A 16,763-nucleotide genomic window follows, 5' to 3' on the forward strand; every position below is an offset into this window, starting at 1 on the left:
TTTGATCAACCAGGGCCTTATGCGAAACGAGACACAGATGAATCCTCCACACGGGCTTCGCATTTTCAGTGTGGCGCGGAGCGCCGTCGGCAGTCTGGCCGTCGGGGTTCTGGTTGGATGATGTAAACAGGGATCTCGGAAAAGAGCCCGGCAATGATGCGTCATGAATGCCCGAAGTGTGGCCTACGTCATACCGTGGCCGGTAAAGTGCATTCTGCTGCTGAAGCCAACGTCGTCGCCCAGGAGAAAGGACAGCCCGTGAAGCCGCATGCTTCGTTCCGCCTGTTCCGCTCCGGGCTGATCGGTTCCATCATCCTGGGCCTGGCCGCTGGCGGGCACCTTGCCGGCGGCGGCCAACTGCCCATGCCGGCAATCCTCGCGGCCCTGTGCGCCGTGACCATGGTTCCGGTCGCGGCCCTGACCCGTTTCAAGCTGTCGCTGCCGGTTCTGATCGGGCTGATAGGCGGCGGGCAGGCCTGGCTGCACTGGGCGTTCGATGCCATGTCTGCAGAAACTTCGACGGCGATTGCCCAGGCGCCGCTGTCCGGGCACGCCGGGCACGCGCCGGCGTCGCTGAACCACGAGGCGCTGATGCTGGCCGGCCCGGCCCACGAGTCTGCACCTGACGGACTCATGTTCGCCGCGCACGCCGTCGCCACGCTGGCCACGGCGCTGCTCCTTGCCCATGGCGAGCGGGCCCTCGCGGCACTGGCCGACTGGCTCGGCCCGCTGTTTTGGACTCCTGAACCGGCCGTCATCGTTCCCGTCCGTGGTCCGCGTCCGCATTTCGCGGCCGCGCTCCTTCCGCCCAAGCACCATTCGGTGCGCCTTCCGTCTCGGCGTGGCCCTCCGCTGCTCGCAGCCGCCGCCTAGAGACAGTTCCTTTCGCTCCTTTCACGCAAGGGCCCCCTTCACCATGGCCCCTTTCACGCAGGGCAGGAACTTCCGACGGCGGTTCTTCCGCTTTCCGGACAGGCCCACCGGCCTGCCATTCCTGACCCCTTAAAACCTGTGAAAGGCACTCCTGCCATGAATACCTCCCTTCGCCGTACCCTCAAGACTGCCGGAGCCGCCGGCATGACCGCCGCGCTCCTGGCTGCAGGCGCGGCCGCAGCTTCCGCCCACGTCTCCGTCGACCCCTCCGCCACCTCGGAGGGCGGTTTCACCAAGCTCACGTTCAGCGTGCCCAACGAATCCGAGACCGCAAAGACCAACCGGCTCGAAGTGAAGCTCCCCACGGACACGCCGCTGACCTCCGTTTCGGTCCTGCCCATCGATGGATGGAAGGCCCAGGTCATCACCACTACGCTGCCCAAGCCGGTCCAGGTGGCGGGGGCAACCGTGACCAAGGCGCCCACCAGCGTGGTCTGGACGGCTGACGCCGCGCACCAGATCGGTCAGAACCAGTTCCAGACGTTCACCCTGTCCGTTGGCCGCCTCCCCGCAGCCGGCACCACGGTGGCCCTGCCGGCGGCGCAGGGCTACACGGACGGAACCACCGTCAACTGGGCCGACGCCGCGGAAGCCGAGCACGGGCACGCGTCGGCAACGTCAACCGCGCCCGCCTCGGAAGCCGAAGAGTCCCACCCGGCACCGTCCTTCGTCACCACGGCAGCCGAAAACGAGGGCGCTCACGCAGAGGCGACCCCGGCGGCCACGCAGGCGTCGGCAGTGGCGCCTGCCTCTTCGACTTCCTCCTCCGGTGCAGATACCGCCGGATGGGCCGGGCTGGCCGCAGGACTCATCGGCCTCGCCGCGGGCGTGACAGCACTAGCCCGCACGCGCGCCAGCAAGCGGTAACGCCAGGCGACCAGTTCCCCAACACTTGCACGCTGAGCGCCTCGCACCCGGCTGACCGGGCGGGAGGCTGCTTCGCGCTCCCCAAAAAACGCTTCGCGCTGCCCTGATTCGCGCTGCCCTGATTCACTCAGCCCAAGTGCGTTCTGCCCGACTCCGGGACGCCGCGCGCCGGTGCCATTGCGCCGCGCCGCGGCCCGGCCGGGTCAACGCTCATTGCAGCAGCGCCAGCAATACCCGAAAGACAAGACCATGACTGTATTAGCCGACCCCCAAGAATCCACACAACCAGCTCCGCCGGCCAATGCTCCCGCCGGCAACGTACCGGAGGGCCGCGGATGGTTCCGGGCGTTCCTGCTCCGGCTCCACTTCTACGCCGGCATCCTCGCCGGCCCCTTCCTGCTCGTTGCCGCGCTCAGCGGCGGCGTCTACGCCATCACACCCCAACTGGAACAGGCCGTCTACGCGAAGGAACTTCACGTCCCCGCGGTCGCGAATCCGTTGCCACTCTCAGCCCAAGTGAAAGCCGCCATGGATTCCGTGGGCGGAGCCGCCCCGGTGACGGTCCGCCCGGCACCGGGCCCGGAGGACACCACCCGGGTGCTCTTCGCGGACAAGTCCCTGGGCGAGTCCGAGAACCGGACCATATTCGTGGACCCCGGCACCGCGGCCATCCGTGGCGACCTCACCACCTACGGCAGCAGCGGCGCGTTGCCGATGCGCACCTGGATCTCCAACCTGCACCGGTCCCTGAACCTTGGCGAGCCCGGCCGGATCTACAGCGAGCTGGCCGCGTCCTGGCTGTGGGTGGTAGCGCTTGGCGGACTGGTTCTGTGGATCGACAGGATCCGCCGACGCCGGACATCACCTCAGAAGGCCCGCCCGGTCTCCGGCCGGGCCAGGACGGTCTGGCTCCACGGCACCACCGGCACCGTCATGCTCGCCGCCTTCCTGTTCCTCTCCGCCTCCGGCCTGACGTGGTCCGCCAGCGCGGGTGAAAACATCACGGCCCTGCGCACCAGCCTGGGCTGGCTGACCCCCACCGTGTCCACCGCCCTGACCGGGCCGGCGTCCGCACCGGCCGGTGACCACTCCGGCCACGGCTCGGCGTCCGCACCCTCCAGCGCGGCGGCCGACCCGGCCGCCTACGACACCGTCCAGCGGATCGCCCGGGCAGACATCATCACCGCCCCCATGGTCGACATCAAGCCGCCTGCCTCCGAGGGCAAGGCCTGGACCGTGACCGAGGCCGGCAGGGAATGGCCCGCCACCGCCAGCGCCGTTGCGATCGACCCGGCAGCCGAGAAGGTCACCAGCCGCGCCGACTTCAAGGACTTTGGACTTGCCGCGAAGCTGACGCGCTGGGCCATCGCGGCGCACATGGGCCTGCTCTTCGGCCTGCCGAACCAGCTCGTCCTGCTCGCAGTGGCCGCCGGCCTGGCCGCGATGGTGGTCTGGGGATACGTCATGTGGTGGAGGCGCCGCCCCACCCGCGGCAGCACCTGGGCCATGGGCCGGCCGGCACCGGGGGGAGCCTTCGTCCGCGGACATTGGGCAGGCGTCCTGGCTGCGATTACGGCGATGGTGCTCGTGGGCATGTTCCTGCCGCTCCTTGGCTGGAGCCTGCTCGTCTTCATCCTGCTGGACACGGCCATAGCGGAAGCCAGGCGCCGTCGTCGTTCATTGGAACCGTCGGCGGAACCGGAGGAAGTGCCCTCACGGTAGCGCTGTGGAGCGCAAAGTCGCCATGGCCGCCCCGGCCCGCCGTCGATAGACTGAGAATGGCCGCCGCGGCAGCAGGCCGCCCCGGCTTTCCCGAACAGGAGGTTCACGATGGGTTTGGGTGACAAGATCCACAACGCCGCCGAAAAACTCCACGGCAGAAGCAAGGAAGCAGCCGGCCGCGCGAGCGGAAACGAACGGCTCCGGTCCGAAGGCAGGGCCCGCCACATCAGGGCCGACCTCAAGCAGGCCGGCGAAAAGATCAAGGACGCCTTTAGGAGGCACTAAGGTCCCGCGTTAGAGCTCGGGGCCCTGTCCGGTAAGAGCGGACAGGGCCTCGCCGCGCGTTTGCCCTTTCAAAGTGGGCAGGCGTTAAAAAAACGTTAAGATCCCGCCGCCAGTGGAGGAAACGCTGTTGTGGCGAGGAGCCGCACAGTACTTTTAATGCATGCCGTCCTGCGATGGCCCCCAACACTGCAGGGCGGCATTTACATGCCCTTTGGCGGGTGCTTTCGCGGTCCGCGATTACCAAAAACGGCCGCCCAAATCATCCTGAAGCAGCCCTTTTGGGTAAGACGTCGCGCCACCAGGACATACCCCAGCGCGAACGTACACTTGAGGCCCCGACCTTTGGCGCGAGTGGACACTTAAGCCCCCTGAACCCGCGCCGAACCCGCACCTCCCACCCGGCCCGGCGGAAAGAAAAGTAAGCCACCTCACTAATTCACCCATCCGGTCCCGGCGCTGCTCCGAACTGCCTGTGTCCCAACCACGGGAGATCCACCACCACTCGCACGAGGAGAACGCTTCCGATGAATAAGACTTTGCGATTTTTGGCCGTCCCGACGCTCGCACTTGGCGCGCTTGCCCTGTCCGGCGCACCGGCCATGGCCGCCGATGGCGACCAGACCTACCAGGCCACGCTCGGGCAGCTGAACGGCAGCTCCGCGTCGGGCACCGTCACGCTTCACGTCACCGGCAACCAGGCGCACGTGGTCCTCAACGTCTCCGGCCTCGCCCAGACGTTCAACAATGCGCCGTACCCGCACGTGCAGCACATCCATGTCGGCGCCAAGGGCCAGTGCCCCGGCCCGGCAGCGGACACCAACGGCGACGGGGTCATCTCCACCACCGAGGGCGCCCCGGCCTACGGCAAGATCGGCACCACGCTCTCCACCAGCGGCGACACCAGCCCGGCGGCCGGCTTGGACCTCAAGGTCGCCGGCCAGGGCGGCGCCTACACGATCGACCGGAGCTTCCCGCTCAACGCCGAGACCAAGGCAGCACTGCAGAACGGCACCGCTGCTGTGGTTGTCCACGGGCTGGATCCCGCAACCCTGAGCGCCGCCGGCCAGGCCGCCAAAAGCGATCTCGTGCCCAGCCTGCCGCTGGCGGCCACTTCGCCGGCCCTCTGCGGCACCCTCACCGTCGGCCAGATGAACATGCCGGTGGGCGGCGCTGATACCGGCGTTGCGCAGACTCCGCAGAAGAACGACGCCGGGGTGCTGGCTTTGGGTGGGGGCCTCGTCCTGGCTGCCGCTGCGGGCGGAACCTACATCGTCCGCCGCCGCAGGGCAGCCGACGCCGCGTAGGTCTCCTGCGCCGGACCCTTGCCGGGCTTGAGCCCGGCGGGTAAGGGTTCCGGGCGCCGCGGACGCCTTTGGGGGTGCGCCCGCGGCCGCCGGAACCCTGCCCATTCCCCCGGGACGCTGTTTCGGTCACCCGTAGGCCGCCGAACGACCCACCAGGACAGGACGCGAGAATGAACAGAGCATCGAAAGCCCGCACCCACGCCGTGGTGTCATTGGCCGTAGCGTCGCTGCTGCTGTCCGGTTGCGCAGCAGCCGCGGGAAGCACCAGCCCGGTCGAGTCGGCAGCGGCAACGGCAACACAACCGCCGGCGACAGCACCGCCGTCGAACCTGCCGCCGTCGAATCTGCCGTCGGGGAGCGCAGCGGCCACGCACTCCGACCAGCACGCAGCAGCGCAGGCAGCAGGTCCCTCCGACGCCTCCAGGATGATCTGCGCGCAGGAAACCAAGGACGACATTTCCACCATCCTGGCCCTGGCGCAGGCACCGCACACGGTCGACCGCTGGGCGGACGAAACCTACACCTGCACCTATCACTTGGCCGAGGGCCCGCTCGTGATCGCCGTCAGGGAATCTTCCGGCCCCGCCGCGGCACGCAAACACTTCGATGCCCTCCAGAACACGCTTCACGCGGAACCGATCAATGGCCTGGCCAACCTCGGCTTCCCTGCTGCCCAGACCGCCGACGGCTCCGTCCTCTTCCTGAAGGACAGCAGCACACTGCACGTCGATGCCACCGGACTGCCCGCCAACGTCGGCCCCCAGAACGTGACTCGCACGGACTTCGCCTACCAGGTGGCCACCACCATCCTGGCCTGCTGGAAAGAACACCACTGAGCATGGACTCCCTTCGCGCCACAACTCCCGCGCGCCACCGCAAGCACCCCGCTGCTGCCCTCCTGCTGCTGGCCGGTCTCGTCCTGAGTGGCTGCGGAACGGCAACGCCGTCGTCGGCACCCGCGGCGGGCACGCCGTCGGCAACGCAGTCCGCTGCTGTTACGCCGCCCATGTCACCGACACCGTCACCCGCCAAAAGTACGACGGCGGCAGCCGCCCCAGCGGCGAAGGTCCCGTCCGCTGCCCGGCCGGCACCCGCCCCGGTAACGGTGGCGGTTCCTGCCATCGGAGTGCAGTCGCCGCTGGTAAGGCTGGGGCTGCGGCAAAACGGTTCTCTGCAGGTGCCATCGGACGGGCCGGGGGCGCCTGCCGGCTGGTACTCGGGGTCGCCGTCACCCGGGGAAACCGGACCGGCCGTGATGCTGGGCCACGTCAACGCCACCGATGGCGGGCCGGGCGTCTTCGCCAACCTCCGCGGGCTCAAGCCCGGCGCGGAGATCACGGTGCGCCGCGCGGACCGAAGCACCGCCGTCTTCACCGTGACCAGGGCCGCGGCCTACAGCAAGAACAGCTTCCCCACTTTCGAGGTCTACGGCAACACCAAGGGTTCCGAGCTGCGGCTCATTACCTGCGACGGGTACGACCCCGCCACCGGCCTCTTCAACGACAACTACGTTGTGTACGCCAAGCTGAAGGCCAAGTCCGCCGGCTGACGCACCGCCGTTTCGCGGTTTCGCCAAAAAGGGCCGTCTGGGCCTCGCCGTTTCGCGGTTTCGCCAAAAAGGGCCGCCCGATTCGCTATCAGACGGCCCTTTTTGGCAAACCGACGCGCACCTCCGGGTGGCTACCCCGGCCGCGCAGCGATGAAAAACGGCGTACTCTCATTGCTATATGAGTGCCCCAGCAAAGCCGTGTGAACATGCGTCATCTGAGTAAATTGGCAGTCCTGGGAGCAGCGCTTTTGCTCGCTCTCTCTGCAGCGGGCGGCGCGCCCCAGTCCCAGCCAGCAGCAAGCAAAGCCGTGCCGTCAACGGCAACGGAAACGGCAACGAGGGCAGAGTTCCTGCTCCTAAAGAACCTGCCCCCAACAAGCCATCACCCAACAAGCCAGACCACGGCCGTCCCCCACGCTGCCCGGCAGGCCGTCGTCCGCCATGCCGCCACTGTAACGGCCGCGCCCACTCCGGCGCAGCAGCTCGCCCGGCTCACAATGGCACAGCGGGTCGGCCAGCTGTTCATGGTGGCGGCCGCGGCAACCGGAGCAGACGCCAACACGATGGCCGACCTGACCAGGCTCCACGTTGGCAATGTGTACCTAGCGGGGCGCAGCCGTGCGGGCACGGCGGCGACGGCCGCCGTCGTTCGCCGGATGACGGCGACCGTGTCAGCGGCCACCACCGGCGGCATCCGCCTCGCGGTGGCTACCGATCAGGAGGGCGGCTTCGTCCAGGTCCTCAGCGGTCCCGGTTTCTCGGCCATCCCCACAGGACTGGCCCAGGGGACACAGACGACGGCGGCCCTCCAGGCCAACGCGCGCGTCTGGGGTAGCCAGCTGCGATCGGCCGGGCTCACCATGAACCTGGCGCCGGTAATGGACACCGTTCCGAGCAGACAGTTCGCCCCGCGGAACGCGCCCATCGGGTTCTTTGGCCGCGAATACGGGTTCACGCCGCAGGCCGTCTCTGCCCACGGCGGCGCCTTCGCGGCCGGCATGCGCCAAGCCGGCATCGCGCCCGTGGTCAAGCATTTCCCGGGCCTGGGCCGCGTTGTGCTGAACACGGACACCAGCCGGAACGTCAAGGACACCGTCACCACGCGCACCGACCCTTACCTGCTGCCGTTCCGGACAGCAATCCAGGCGGGTACCCGGTGGGTCATGGTGTCGAGCGCCTATTACACGCGCATCGACGCCGGGCACATCGCCCCGTTCTCGCCGGTGATCCTGCGGACGATGCTGCGAACAGACCTGCACTTCACCGGCGTCGTCCTGTCCGATGACCTGTGCAACGCGGCGCAGCTGGGCCCGTGGGCTTTGGGAACGCGGGCCACGAATTTCATCAATGCCGGCGGAACCATGCTGCTGTGCGCGAACCCCCGCGCCATCCCAACCATGTACACCGCGGTGCTGCAGCTCGCCCAGCGCAGTCCCGCGTTCGCCGCCGTGGTCAACGCCGCTGCCCTGAAGGTGCTCACGGTGAAAGCCGGGCACTAGACGCAGCTCCGTTCGCCGTTTGGCCAAAAAGGGCCGCTTGGAGAAGCTTCGAAGCGGCCTTTTTTGGCCAAACGAGGAGGCGAGGACCCTTCAGGCGACCAGGCCGGAGACCAGGTTGATGGTCGTGGCCAGTACGATTGCGCCCAGCAGGTAGGACAGCAACCCGTGGCGGAGCACCGAGCCGCGCATGGCATCTGTCTTGAGGTTGGTGTCCGAGACCTGGTAGGCCATGCCCACGGTGAAGGCCAGATACGCGAAGTCCGTGTAGCGCGGCGGTTTGTCCTGATTGAAATCGACGCCGGTTTTGTCGCGATAGTAGATGGAGGCGTAGCGCAGCGTGTAGAGCGTGTGCACCAGGAACCAGGACAATGTTGAGCTCCCCAGCCCAAGTGCGATGATGCCGGCTTTGGCTCCGCCCACGTTGTTGGAAGCGTCCAAGAGGATTATGGCAACGCCACCGAAGCTGGCCACGGTGGCAGCCAGTACCAGGGTGTCGGATGCGGCCCGGCCGGGATCGTCGCGCCGGGCGTGGGCCGCCGTTGCACCTGCCGGGAGGCGCCCGATGATGGCCCACACCCAGATCAGATAGGTGGCGGTTGCTGCCGCCCACCCCATGGCCGGCGCATAGGTCCACGACTGCAGGAGCCCCACCGCCGCAGCCGTAGCAAGACCGATGACGGCCATCACCAGCAACCTGAGCCGCGAATGATGCGCCGGCCGGTCGTACTTCGATGTTTGGTTTCCTGCGCCGTCCACTCTGCTCATGGTCTGATCATTGCAGTTCCCGGCGCCGGGGCAACGGTCCTGTGGGTCGGCGCCGTCTTCTTGGCCCGGCGCGCTGGCGGGACAAAGACGCAGGAAACCGGCCCGCCGTCATGGTCGGCGGGCCGGTGCCCTCCGCGACTGGTGGACTATTCGGCCAGTCTCGCTACCGCCTGGGCCCACAGGAAATACTTGTTGGTTCCCAGGTCTTTGACGGTCTTGATGCCAAGGGCTTCCTGGAGCTTCTGGGCGTCAGACTCGGACAGGCCCTGGAGTGCACCGACGGGTGCCTTGGCCAGTTCCTCGACGCTCTTGCTTTCATACTCAGAGTCGAACTTATTGCTAAGGCCAGCCACTTTGAAGCTCCTTTGCTCAAGTGAATCCCGGGCAGATGCCGGGCAGGCGGTCGCCCAAGATCAAGGAAAGCACTCCCCGGTGCGTCCGTCGAGACACTGTCCTGAATTCACAGCGCGAACGAACACTTGGGCCCCCGGGAATGGGCCTTAAGTGTCCGTTCGCGCTCCTGGAAATGGGCCTCAACTGTCCGTTCGCGCTCGCCAGCAGCCGCGCTAACTGAGGGCGGGCACCTGCACCTGGCCGGGTTTGAAGCGGGCGCCGAACCCGGGAGCAACAGGCACGTCGATCCTGGCGTGCGTGTGGACCTCGGCGACAGTGGCCTTCGTGTGCTCGGCGATCTGCTCCAGCGTCGTCACCCACATGCCGTCCATGCCCTTGACCCGCTCGATCAGCTGCTCCAGCGCCACCGCCTTGGAGGGCCGGCCCGAGATGAACGGGTGATTGGTGAGCACGAAGCAGCTCCCCTGCGAGTGGTGGGCCTGCGCCTCGAGCGTCCACATCTCCAGCACCTTGGCCGGGCTTTCGATCACGCCGCTGCCGGTCACCCCCGGGTAGAACGCGTACTGCTCCCAGTCGTCCAGCGTCCAGTCCACGGGGATCTCCACGATGTCACGGGAGTCCGAAACACCATCCTGCGAGACGGACATCCGGTACGGCGCATCGCCGTCGAGCAGGCTGGAATCGTAGAGGAAGCCGCGGTCCGCCAGCAGCGCCGGTGAGTGCCAGTTCAGTTCCCACCACGGCGCCCGGTACCCCACCGGCCGGATCCCGGCGACCTTCTCGAGCGACTCCAGTCCGCGGTCCAGGTACGCCGCCTCCGTCACGGCGTCGATCCCCTGCATCGGCTCGTGCAGGTAACCGTGGTGGGCAACCTCGTGGCCGCCGTCGACGATCTGCCGCACCACGTCCGGGTAGCTTTCCGCGGTGAACCCGGGGATGAAGAACGTCCCGCGGACCTCCTGCCGCGCCAGGATCTGCAGCAGCCGCGGCACCGCAACCTTCGGCCCGTACGACTGGTGGCTCATGAGCGACATGCGCCGGGTGCTGGTGGGGTCGTGCGCAATGACGCAGGACTCGGCGTCGACATCGAAGGTGAAGGACGCGGCGGCGGTGAAGCCGGCCGGCCAGGTGATGGGGTGCTGGGAATCCGCGAAGGCGCTGGTGCTCATGCCGGAGTTCCTTTCGTCAGAGGGGAAGAGGTTTAGAGTTCGACGGCGGGAACCGGCTGGGGTGCCTGCGCAGCGACAGGTGCGCTGACCGCGGCAGCTGCCGTGCCGCCGTCGGACGTCACCGTGACGTACGGCCGGTGCAGCCGCGGACCGAGGACCGCGTACACCGCGGCGCTGGTGAGGCCGCCGGCCAGCCAGGAGAGGTCCCACCCGCCGAGGGCCACCGCGATGGGCCCCTGCATGATCGGGATGAGTCCGTACATGAACAGCCAGGTGGCCAGAATGCCGGCGAGCAGCGACGTCACGCCGGCCCAGTTGACCACGGGCAGGCGGCGGGTGCCGACGCCGTCGAACAGCCGTTCCACGTTGCCCGGCCAGCGCTTCTCCAGCCAGAAGTAGTGCACCAGCATCACGCCGCCCCAGGCCGCCACCCAGGCCACCAGGCCGATCAGCCAGGCGTCGAGCACCGAGGCGAAGTCCTCCTGGAAGATGAAGAACACGACGGCGATGAGCGAGAAGACGCCGACGAACAGGTTGAGCTTCCGGCGGCTGACGGTGATGTCGAGGGCCTGCGTGGCCACCGAGAACGTGTAGATGTTGAGGATGTTGGTGGCGATGGGGCCGTGCAGCACCATGAGGAGGACGGGCAGCGCCATGGCGCCGAAGTTCTGCACGATGAGCTTGCCGGGGTCGACCTCGCCGCTGTTGGTGGCCAGGCTGGCGCCGAGGACGCCAAGCCAGACGACGGGGATGAACTGGCCCAGGACGGAGGCCAGGTAGACCTTTTTCTTGGGAACTGTCTTGCTGACGAAGCGGGAGTAGTCGGCGGCGTAGGTGAACCAGGTGATGCCCCAGCCGATGCCGATGGCCGTCATTACGGCGCTCATGGCGGCGATCCTTTCGGAGCCTTCAAGGATGTGTCCCGCGGGGCCCGCGTAGGTCCAGTCGATCTTGAGGCCGAACCAGGCGACGGCGGACATGACCACCAGGATGATGATGGTTGGCGGCACCGTCCATTTTTCGAAGGCGGCGATGGCCTTGTAGCCGAACCACGCGATGGCCACCTGGGCGGCCATGATGAACGTGGCAACGCCGATCTTCCAGGCGTAGTTGTGGGCCTCGGGGTCGACCCAGCCGAGGGTGCCGAACAGTGCCATGACCAGGTCGAGGATGATCCAGGTGTTGACGGCGCACCAGCCCACCACCAGTAGGGCCTGGATAGCGGCCGGCAGGTAGTTGCCGCGGCGGCCGAACGCGGCGCGGGCCAGGACCATGCCGGTGGCGCCGGTCTTTTGCCCCAGCAGGACGAAGCAGCCGAACAGCAGCATGCCGATCAGGTTGCCCAGGACCAGGACCGTGACGGTGTCGGCAAAGCCGAGGCCCAGGTTGATGCCCAGGGCGCCGAGGACCCAGTTGATCGGGGCGAGGTTTGCACCGGCCCAGATCCAGAACTGGCCGGACACTTTGCGGGTGCGCGCGGTTTCCGGAATGGGCTGGAGCCAGGCTTCGAAGTCCTCGGCCTGCTCCATTGCGGGCCCGGACTGCGGTGTTGAGGAGTTGTGCATCGGAAAAGCCTCCGTGTGAGGAAGAAGAGCCTCCGTGAAGAAGGGATGAATTAAGCGTATGTGGGCTCCATCACAGCAACAAGGTACGATCTGTCTAGCAGAATTCCCTTGCCTATGACGGAGTGTAAGATCGGTGTTCCTCGAAGACGTGCTGAAGCATCGGACCCTTCGGGCGGCTGACCCGCTGCTGCGGGCCGCCGGCTCCGCTGTACCGGGCCGGCAGGTGCGGTGGGTCCACTCCAGCGAGGTCCTGGATATCGCGCCCCTGCTCCGCGGCGGCGAACTCCTGCTGAGCGGCGGGCAGGCCCTCGCCACCGCAACCGACGAGCGGCGGGTGGCGTATGTGCGCGAGCTGGCCGGCCGCGGCGTTGCCGCCCTAGCCATCGAGACCGGGCCGGACCTGCCGGACATTCCCGAGTCGATGCTGGTAACTGCGGAGTCGCAGGGCCTTCCGCTGTTCGAGCTGCGCAACGTGGCGCCCTTCGTGGGCATCATGCAGGAGATCAACTCGATCCTGGTGGGCAAGTCGGTGGAGCTGCTGCAGCGCGGGGACGAAATCAGCCACGCCATGGCCGCCGAACTCGCCCACGGCGGCGGGCTGGACGAGGTTCTCGCCGTGCTCGCCGGGCAGACCGGGACCGGGGTCCGCCTGGTGTCGCCGGCCGGGCTGACGCTGGGGAGTGCGGGCGGCGGCGCTGCGGGCGGTTCCCCTGGAACGGCCGACGGCGGGAGTTCCGACGGCGCTATTGGCACCGGCCGTTTGGGCACCGGCGGTTTGGGCACGGTGAGGACGACGGCGGTGGGTACGACGGCGGTCGACGTTCCGGTCCGCGGTGTGCTGGCCGCCCGGCTCGAGCTGGAGCTGCCAGAGGGCGTCGACCCGACGTTTGTGCGGGTGGCCGGCGAACGGTCCGTCGACATTCTTGGCCTTGCCCTGCTCCAGCGGATGCCGCCCGGGTTGAAGGAACTGGCGGGCGCCGAACTCATGCGCGCCGTCCATTCCGGGGCCCAGCCGTGGCGGCTGGAGCAGCTGGGCGCGGCGGCGGGGTTCGCCGTCGACGGTCCGGTGGCCGCCGTCATGATCCGTTCGGCCGCATCCGGCAGGCTGCGCCCGGCGCTGGATACGGTTCTGGCGGCGTCGGTTCCGCATGCCGCGAGCTACGCGGACAAGTTGGAGCTCATCGCGTTGGCTGGCATTCCCCGCGAGGGAGCCCGGGCCGCGCGGGCGTCATTGATCGAAGCGCTGGGCGGGCTCGATGTCCCGGAAGGTTCCGCGATCGCCGTCGGACCTCTGGGGCAGGGCATTGGTGAGGCAGGCTGGTCCATGACGGAGGCCCGACGGACGCTGGATCTGGCGCCCCGGGCTGGCCGCGCTGCCGGCGGGAGTCGGCAGGTGCGCGACGCGGACGCGTTTGGTGCCGAGCGACTGGCGGCCGAGAGTATCGATGCCGGCGCCCGCCGCGATTTTGTCCGCCGGACGCTGGGGCCCATTCTCGAGCACGACGAGCAGCGGAACTCGCAGCTGCTGCACACCCTGACGGTGTGGCTCGACTCCGGCTGCAACACAGCGCAAGCCGCACGCGAACTGCATCTGGAACGGCAGTCGATGTACCACCGGCTGCAGCGCATCTTCGACCTGTGCGGCGGCGACCCGCGGGGAACGGGCCGCCTCGTTGGGCTGCACCTGGCCACGCGCCTGGCCGCACTCCCCCAGGGCCATTGACGGCGAAAGCTGAGGAAGCGTTCGAGAAAACCCGGCAAAAGGTGAGGAAGCGTCCTGGATACAAGACGCGTCCTCACCTCCCGCCGCCCAAACCCGAACGCGTCCTCACCTCCCGCCGCTTCAAACGTGACGCGTCCTCACCTCCCGCCGCCTCCAACCCGACGCGTCCTCACCTCCCGCCGCCTCCAACCCGAACGCGTCCTCACCTCCCGCCGCCTCCAACCCGAACGCGTCCTCACCTCCCGCCGCCCAAACCCGAACGCGTCCTCACCTCCCGCCGCCTCCAGCCCAACCCTTCCGCACTATCGGTCTTGGATATGCTCGACCCATGCTGCCCGAACGCTACCTTGCCGAACTCACCCGGAGCCTCGGCGCCCTCGAAGCCGTTGCGCGCCAACCGGTGAACATGCTGGACCGGTCGGTTCCGGCATGCCCGGGATGGACCCTCGATGCGCTATTCGGGCATCTCGGCTCAATCGAACGATGGGCTGCCGGAGTGGTTCGCGCCGGCCAGTACGTCGAAGAACCGATCCCGCCTTCCGCAAGAGCAGCAGCCTGGTTCCTCGAAGGGACGCCGGACTTCCTGGCCACCATGACCTCCGCGAACCCCGACGCGGCGTGCTGGAATTTCGGCCCTCCCCCGCGAACGGCCGGCTTCTGGCTTCGCCGGCAGGCACACGAGCACGCCATCCACCTCGTCGACGCCCACCAGGCATCCGGCCTCGCGGACCCGGAGTTCGCAGAGGACTTCCTGCTCGACGGCATCGACGAGGCGCTGGCAATGTTCGCCCCGCGCCAACTTCGGCTGGAGCGGATGGCCGACCCGGGAAGGGCGGTGACCTTCCGCGTCCCGGACGGGACGGCCTGGACTTTCGGCACCGGGGACATCGCAGCGTCGGTCACCGCAGCGCCTCAGGAAATGTACTGGGGCCTCTGGGGCCGCTCCAGCCTTTCAGACAAAGCCGTTATCGACGGCGACAAGGGCCTCGCACTGCGTGTCCTCCGCGGTCCGCTGACTCCCTAAGCGAACCGCCGCCCATCCCCCAACCGCCGCCCGGCCGCCGTCGAACGCCCTTAGCTGATCTTCCGCCGGTAAGCGCCCATCGCGAAGACGTAGGCGAGGACGAGGCTCCCAAGGCACCATGCCAAAGCGATCCAAATGTCGACGCCGACGGGACGCTGCGCAAACAGGTCCTGGATGGTGTTGACGATCGAAGTGACCGGCTGGTTCTCGGCAAACGCACGCACAGGACCCGGCATGGTGTCCGTGGGGACGAACGCCGAACTGATGAAGGGCAGGAAGATCAGCGGGTAGGAGAAGCCGCCGGCGCCGTCCACGGACTTGGCAGACAACCCGGCGATGACTGCGATCCAGGTGAGTGCCAGGGTGAACAGCGTGAGGATCCCGACGACGGCGAGCCACTCCAGCGGCCCGGCCGACGTCCGGAAGCCCATAAGAAGGGCCACCAAAACGATGATCGCGAGCGACAGCCCGTTGGCAACCAGCGACGTCAGGACGTGGGCCCACAGCACGGACGACCGCGCGATCGGCATGGACTGGAACCGCTCGAAAATGCCGCTCTTCATGTCGGTAAACAAGCGAACGGCCGTATACGCGATGCCCGACGCGATCGCGATCAGCATGATTCCGGGAAGCAGGTAATTGATGTAGTTGTCGGCGTCCGTCCTGATGGCGCCGCCAAACACGTAGACGAACAGCAACATGAGGGCGATCGGCGTGATCGCAGTGGTGATGATCGTGTCCACGCTACGGAAGATGTGGCGCATCGACCGACCGAGAAGGATGGCAGTGTCCCCGAAGAAGTGCTTGCTCATGACCGGCCCTCCCTTGATGCGACGCCGGATGCGACACTCGACCCGGCCCTGCTGTCCTTCCCCACCAGTGCGAGGAAGATGTCCTCCAGGGTCGGCTGCTTCTCGACGTACTGGACTTCCGCCGGCGGGAGCAGCTGCTTCAGCTCCGCGAGGGTCCCATCAGCGATGATCCGTCCCTCATGAAGAATGCCAATTCGGTCTGCGAGCTGTTCGGCCTCGTCGAGATACTGCGTGGTCAGCAGAACGGTGGTCCCCTGGTTGGCGAGATCCTGCACCACCTGCCACACTTCGATGCGCGCTTCAGGGTCGAGTCCCGTCGTCGGCTCATCGAGGAAGATCACCTTCGGCTGCCCGATCAGGCTCATGGCGATGTCGAGACGGCGGCGCATGCCTCCCGAATACTCGGACACCTTCCGCGATCCTGCGTCGGCCAGGTTGAAGCGCGCCAGCAGATCATCCGCCACGTTGCCGGGGTTTTTCAGGTGCCGCAACCTGGCAACGAGCACTAGGTTCTCCCGGCCTGAGAGGACCTCGTCCACCGCTGCGAACTGTCCGGTGAGACTGATGGATTCCCGGACCCGGAGCGGCTCCTTCAGCACGTCGAACCCGTTCACGGTGGCCGTGCCGGCGTCGGGCCTTAAAAGTGTGGACAGGATCCTCACCATGGTGGTCTTTCCTGCCCCGTTCGAGCCGAGAAGGGCGAAGATGCTGCCCGGCGCCACGTCGAAATCAACACCGCGCAGCACCTGCAAAGACTTGTACGACTTCTCCATGCCCTGCACGCGGATCGCGGGCTCGCGATCCCGCGGCGCAGTGGTGCTCATGGGACCTCCTCCTCTTTCGTGATGCCGTCGATCGCCTCGGCGAGCCGTTTCCGCTCCTTGTTGATCCACTGCCCCTCCGAGTAGTTCTGGAGGAACGTCTCCGCGAACTCCACGGGGTCCTCCCCGACGACTTCCCGGATCGGGGTTCCGCTCGCCGCACTCTGCACGAAGAGATCCGCCAGATCCTCCAGCATCTTCACCAGGGTCTCCCCCTTCGTGATCGCCCCGAAGTACGTCAGGTACCGCTCCAGCGCCTCGAGCGCTGTGCGGTAGTTTGCGGGAAGCTGCTTCGCGCGGGCCTTGTACTGCCGGTACTGTTTTTTCTGTTCGAGCGAGCCGGTGACCTGCTCAATCCATCCCATGGCCAT

General features: G+C 67.4%; 17 protein-coding genes. 10 read left to right on the forward strand and 7 right to left on the reverse strand.

Features of this window, described 5'->3' with window-relative positions; translation table 11 throughout:
* The first annotated feature begins 258 nt into the window (after positions 1 to 258).
* The 8 genes from ACFRAU_RS08940 (at position 259) to ACFRAU_RS08975 (ending at position 8,159) form a co-directional block, all read left to right on the forward strand.
* A complete protein-coding gene (locus tag ACFRAU_RS08940) occupies positions 259 to 873 on the forward strand; it encodes a hypothetical protein (RefSeq protein WP_377999614.1) in 615 nt (204 codons plus the stop codon).
* 156 nt (positions 874 to 1,029) lie between these two features.
* Positions 1,030 to 1,800, forward strand: coding sequence for a YcnI family protein (locus tag ACFRAU_RS08945; protein WP_377999615.1), 771 nt, complete (start codon positions 1,030 to 1,032; stop codon positions 1,798 to 1,800).
* 249 nt (positions 1,801 to 2,049) lie between these two features.
* A complete protein-coding gene (locus ACFRAU_RS08950) occupies positions 2,050 to 3,522 on the forward strand; it encodes a PepSY-associated TM helix domain-containing protein (RefSeq protein WP_377999616.1) in 1,473 nt (490 codons plus the stop codon).
* 108 nt (positions 3,523 to 3,630) lie between these two features.
* Positions 3,631 to 3,807 carry a CsbD family protein gene (locus tag ACFRAU_RS08955; protein WP_306925217.1) on the forward strand — a complete coding sequence of 59 codons (177 nt, stop codon included), beginning with the start codon at positions 3,631 to 3,633 and terminating at the stop codon, positions 3,805 to 3,807.
* Positions 3,808 to 4,331: 524 nt separating this feature from the next.
* Complete coding sequence (locus ACFRAU_RS08960) at positions 4,332 to 5,111, forward strand: hypothetical protein (protein ID WP_377993605.1); 780 nt, start codon at positions 4,332 to 4,334, stop codon at positions 5,109 to 5,111.
* A gap of 170 nt (positions 5,112 to 5,281) precedes the next feature.
* A complete protein-coding gene (locus tag ACFRAU_RS08965; protein ID WP_377999617.1) occupies positions 5,282 to 5,947 on the forward strand; it encodes a hypothetical protein in 666 nt (221 codons plus the stop codon).
* Between the two features lie 2 nt (positions 5,948 to 5,949).
* Positions 5,950 to 6,660 (forward strand): class F sortase, encoded by a 711-nt coding sequence (locus ACFRAU_RS08970; RefSeq protein ID WP_377999618.1) that lies wholly within the window; start codon positions 5,950 to 5,952, stop codon positions 6,658 to 6,660.
* Between the two features lie 308 nt (positions 6,661 to 6,968).
* The gene (locus ACFRAU_RS08975; protein WP_377999619.1) at positions 6,969 to 8,159 is read left to right on the forward strand and encodes a glycoside hydrolase family 3 N-terminal domain-containing protein; all 1,191 of its coding nucleotides are present in this window, start codon (positions 6,969 to 6,971) and stop codon (positions 8,157 to 8,159) included.
* A 90-nt stretch (positions 8,160 to 8,249) separates the two neighbouring features.
* Here ACFRAU_RS08975 and ACFRAU_RS08980 read toward each other — a convergent pair whose 3' ends face one another.
* The 4 genes from ACFRAU_RS08980 to ACFRAU_RS08995 all read right to left on the reverse strand — a co-directional run bounded on the left by ACFRAU_RS08980 (position 8,250) and on the right by ACFRAU_RS08995 (position 12,012).
* Positions 8,250 to 8,924, reverse strand: coding sequence for a DUF1345 domain-containing protein (locus tag ACFRAU_RS08980; protein ID WP_377999620.1), 675 nt, complete (start codon positions 8,922 to 8,924; stop codon positions 8,250 to 8,252).
* A gap of 146 nt (positions 8,925 to 9,070) precedes the next feature.
* On the reverse strand, positions 9,071 to 9,277 hold the full coding sequence (locus tag ACFRAU_RS08985; RefSeq protein WP_377993599.1) for a hypothetical protein: 207 nt from the start codon (positions 9,275 to 9,277) through the stop codon (positions 9,071 to 9,073).
* A gap of 213 nt (positions 9,278 to 9,490) precedes the next feature.
* On the reverse strand, positions 9,491 to 10,447 hold the full coding sequence (locus ACFRAU_RS08990) for a polysaccharide deacetylase (RefSeq protein ID WP_377999621.1): 957 nt from the start codon (positions 10,445 to 10,447) through the stop codon (positions 9,491 to 9,493).
* Positions 10,448 to 10,479: 32 nt separating this feature from the next.
* Positions 10,480 to 12,012 (reverse strand): purine-cytosine permease family protein, encoded by a 1,533-nt coding sequence (locus ACFRAU_RS08995; RefSeq protein ID WP_377999622.1) that lies wholly within the window; start codon positions 12,010 to 12,012, stop codon positions 10,480 to 10,482.
* A 133-nt stretch (positions 12,013 to 12,145) separates the two neighbouring features.
* On the opposite strand from ACFRAU_RS08995, the gene ACFRAU_RS09000 reads away from it, so the two are divergent.
* Positions 12,146 to 13,735 carry a PucR family transcriptional regulator gene (locus tag ACFRAU_RS09000; protein WP_377999623.1) on the forward strand — a complete coding sequence of 530 codons (1,590 nt, stop codon included), beginning with the start codon at positions 12,146 to 12,148 and terminating at the stop codon, positions 13,733 to 13,735.
* A 328-nt stretch (positions 13,736 to 14,063) separates the two neighbouring features.
* A complete protein-coding gene (locus ACFRAU_RS09005) occupies positions 14,064 to 14,759 on the forward strand; it encodes a maleylpyruvate isomerase family mycothiol-dependent enzyme (RefSeq protein ID WP_377999624.1) in 696 nt (231 codons plus the stop codon).
* Between the two features lie 50 nt (positions 14,760 to 14,809).
* Here the strand turns inward: ACFRAU_RS09005 and ACFRAU_RS09010 are convergent, their stop codons facing one another.
* The 3 genes from ACFRAU_RS09010 to ACFRAU_RS09020 are packed head-to-tail and all read right to left on the reverse strand — an operon-like array spanning position 14,810 to position 16,763.
* Positions 14,810 to 15,571, reverse strand: a complete 762-nt coding sequence (locus tag ACFRAU_RS09010) for an ABC transporter permease (protein ID WP_377999625.1) — start codon at positions 15,569 to 15,571, stop codon at positions 14,810 to 14,812.
* Entirely contained in the window at positions 15,568 to 16,395 is an 828-nt protein-coding gene (locus ACFRAU_RS09015; RefSeq protein ID WP_377999626.1) for an ABC transporter ATP-binding protein, read from the reverse strand. Before ACFRAU_RS09015 ends, ACFRAU_RS09010 begins: the two co-directional genes overlap by 4 nt.
* On the reverse strand, positions 16,392 to 16,763 hold the full coding sequence (locus ACFRAU_RS09020; RefSeq protein ID WP_377999627.1) for a DUF1048 domain-containing protein: 372 nt from the start codon (positions 16,761 to 16,763) through the stop codon (positions 16,392 to 16,394). The genes ACFRAU_RS09015 and ACFRAU_RS09020 overlap by 4 nt, the downstream gene beginning before the upstream one ends.

This window comes from Arthrobacter sp. NPDC056691 (assembly GCF_042791415.1).
Classification (GTDB): Bacteria; Actinomycetota; Actinomycetes; order Actinomycetales; family Micrococcaceae; genus Arthrobacter.

What these genes read in the sequence shown, in the direction of transcription:
- ACFRAU_RS08945 (WP_377999615.1), top strand. Translation starts at nt 1,030, where the DNA reads ATGAATACCTCCCTTCGCCGTACCCTCAAGACTGCCGGAGCCGCCGGC.
- ACFRAU_RS08950 (WP_377999616.1), top strand. Translation starts at nt 2,050, where the DNA reads ATGACTGTATTAGCCGACCCCCAAGAATCCACACAACCAGCTCCGCCG.
- ACFRAU_RS08955 (WP_306925217.1), top strand. Translation starts at nt 3,631, where the DNA reads ATGGGTTTGGGTGACAAGATCCACAACGCCGCCGAAAAACTCCACGGC.
- ACFRAU_RS08960 (WP_377993605.1), top strand. Translation starts at nt 4,332, where the DNA reads ATGAATAAGACTTTGCGATTTTTGGCCGTCCCGACGCTCGCACTTGGC.
- ACFRAU_RS08965 (WP_377999617.1), top strand. Translation starts at nt 5,282, where the DNA reads ATGAACAGAGCATCGAAAGCCCGCACCCACGCCGTGGTGTCATTGGCC.
- ACFRAU_RS08970 (WP_377999618.1), top strand. Translation starts at nt 5,950, where the DNA reads ATGGACTCCCTTCGCGCCACAACTCCCGCGCGCCACCGCAAGCACCCC.
- ACFRAU_RS08980 (WP_377999620.1), bottom strand. Translation starts at nt 8,924, where the DNA reads ATGAGCAGAGTGGACGGCGCAGGAAACCAAACATCGAAGTACGACCGG.
- ACFRAU_RS08990 (WP_377999621.1), bottom strand. Translation starts at nt 10,447, where the DNA reads ATGAGCACCAGCGCCTTCGCGGATTCCCAGCACCCCATCACCTGGCCG.
- ACFRAU_RS08995 (WP_377999622.1), bottom strand. Translation starts at nt 12,012, where the DNA reads ATGCACAACTCCTCAACACCGCAGTCCGGGCCCGCAATGGAGCAGGCC.
- ACFRAU_RS09005 (WP_377999624.1), top strand. Translation starts at nt 14,064, where the DNA reads ATGCTGCCCGAACGCTACCTTGCCGAACTCACCCGGAGCCTCGGCGCC.
- ACFRAU_RS09010 (WP_377999625.1), bottom strand. Translation starts at nt 15,571, where the DNA reads ATGAGCAAGCACTTCTTCGGGGACACTGCCATCCTTCTCGGTCGGTCG.
- ACFRAU_RS09015 (WP_377999626.1), bottom strand. Translation starts at nt 16,395, where the DNA reads ATGAGCACCACTGCGCCGCGGGATCGCGAGCCCGCGATCCGCGTGCAG.
- ACFRAU_RS09020 (WP_377999627.1), bottom strand. Translation starts at nt 16,763, where the DNA reads ATGGCCATGGGATGGATTGAGCAGGTCACCGGCTCGCTCGAACAGAAA.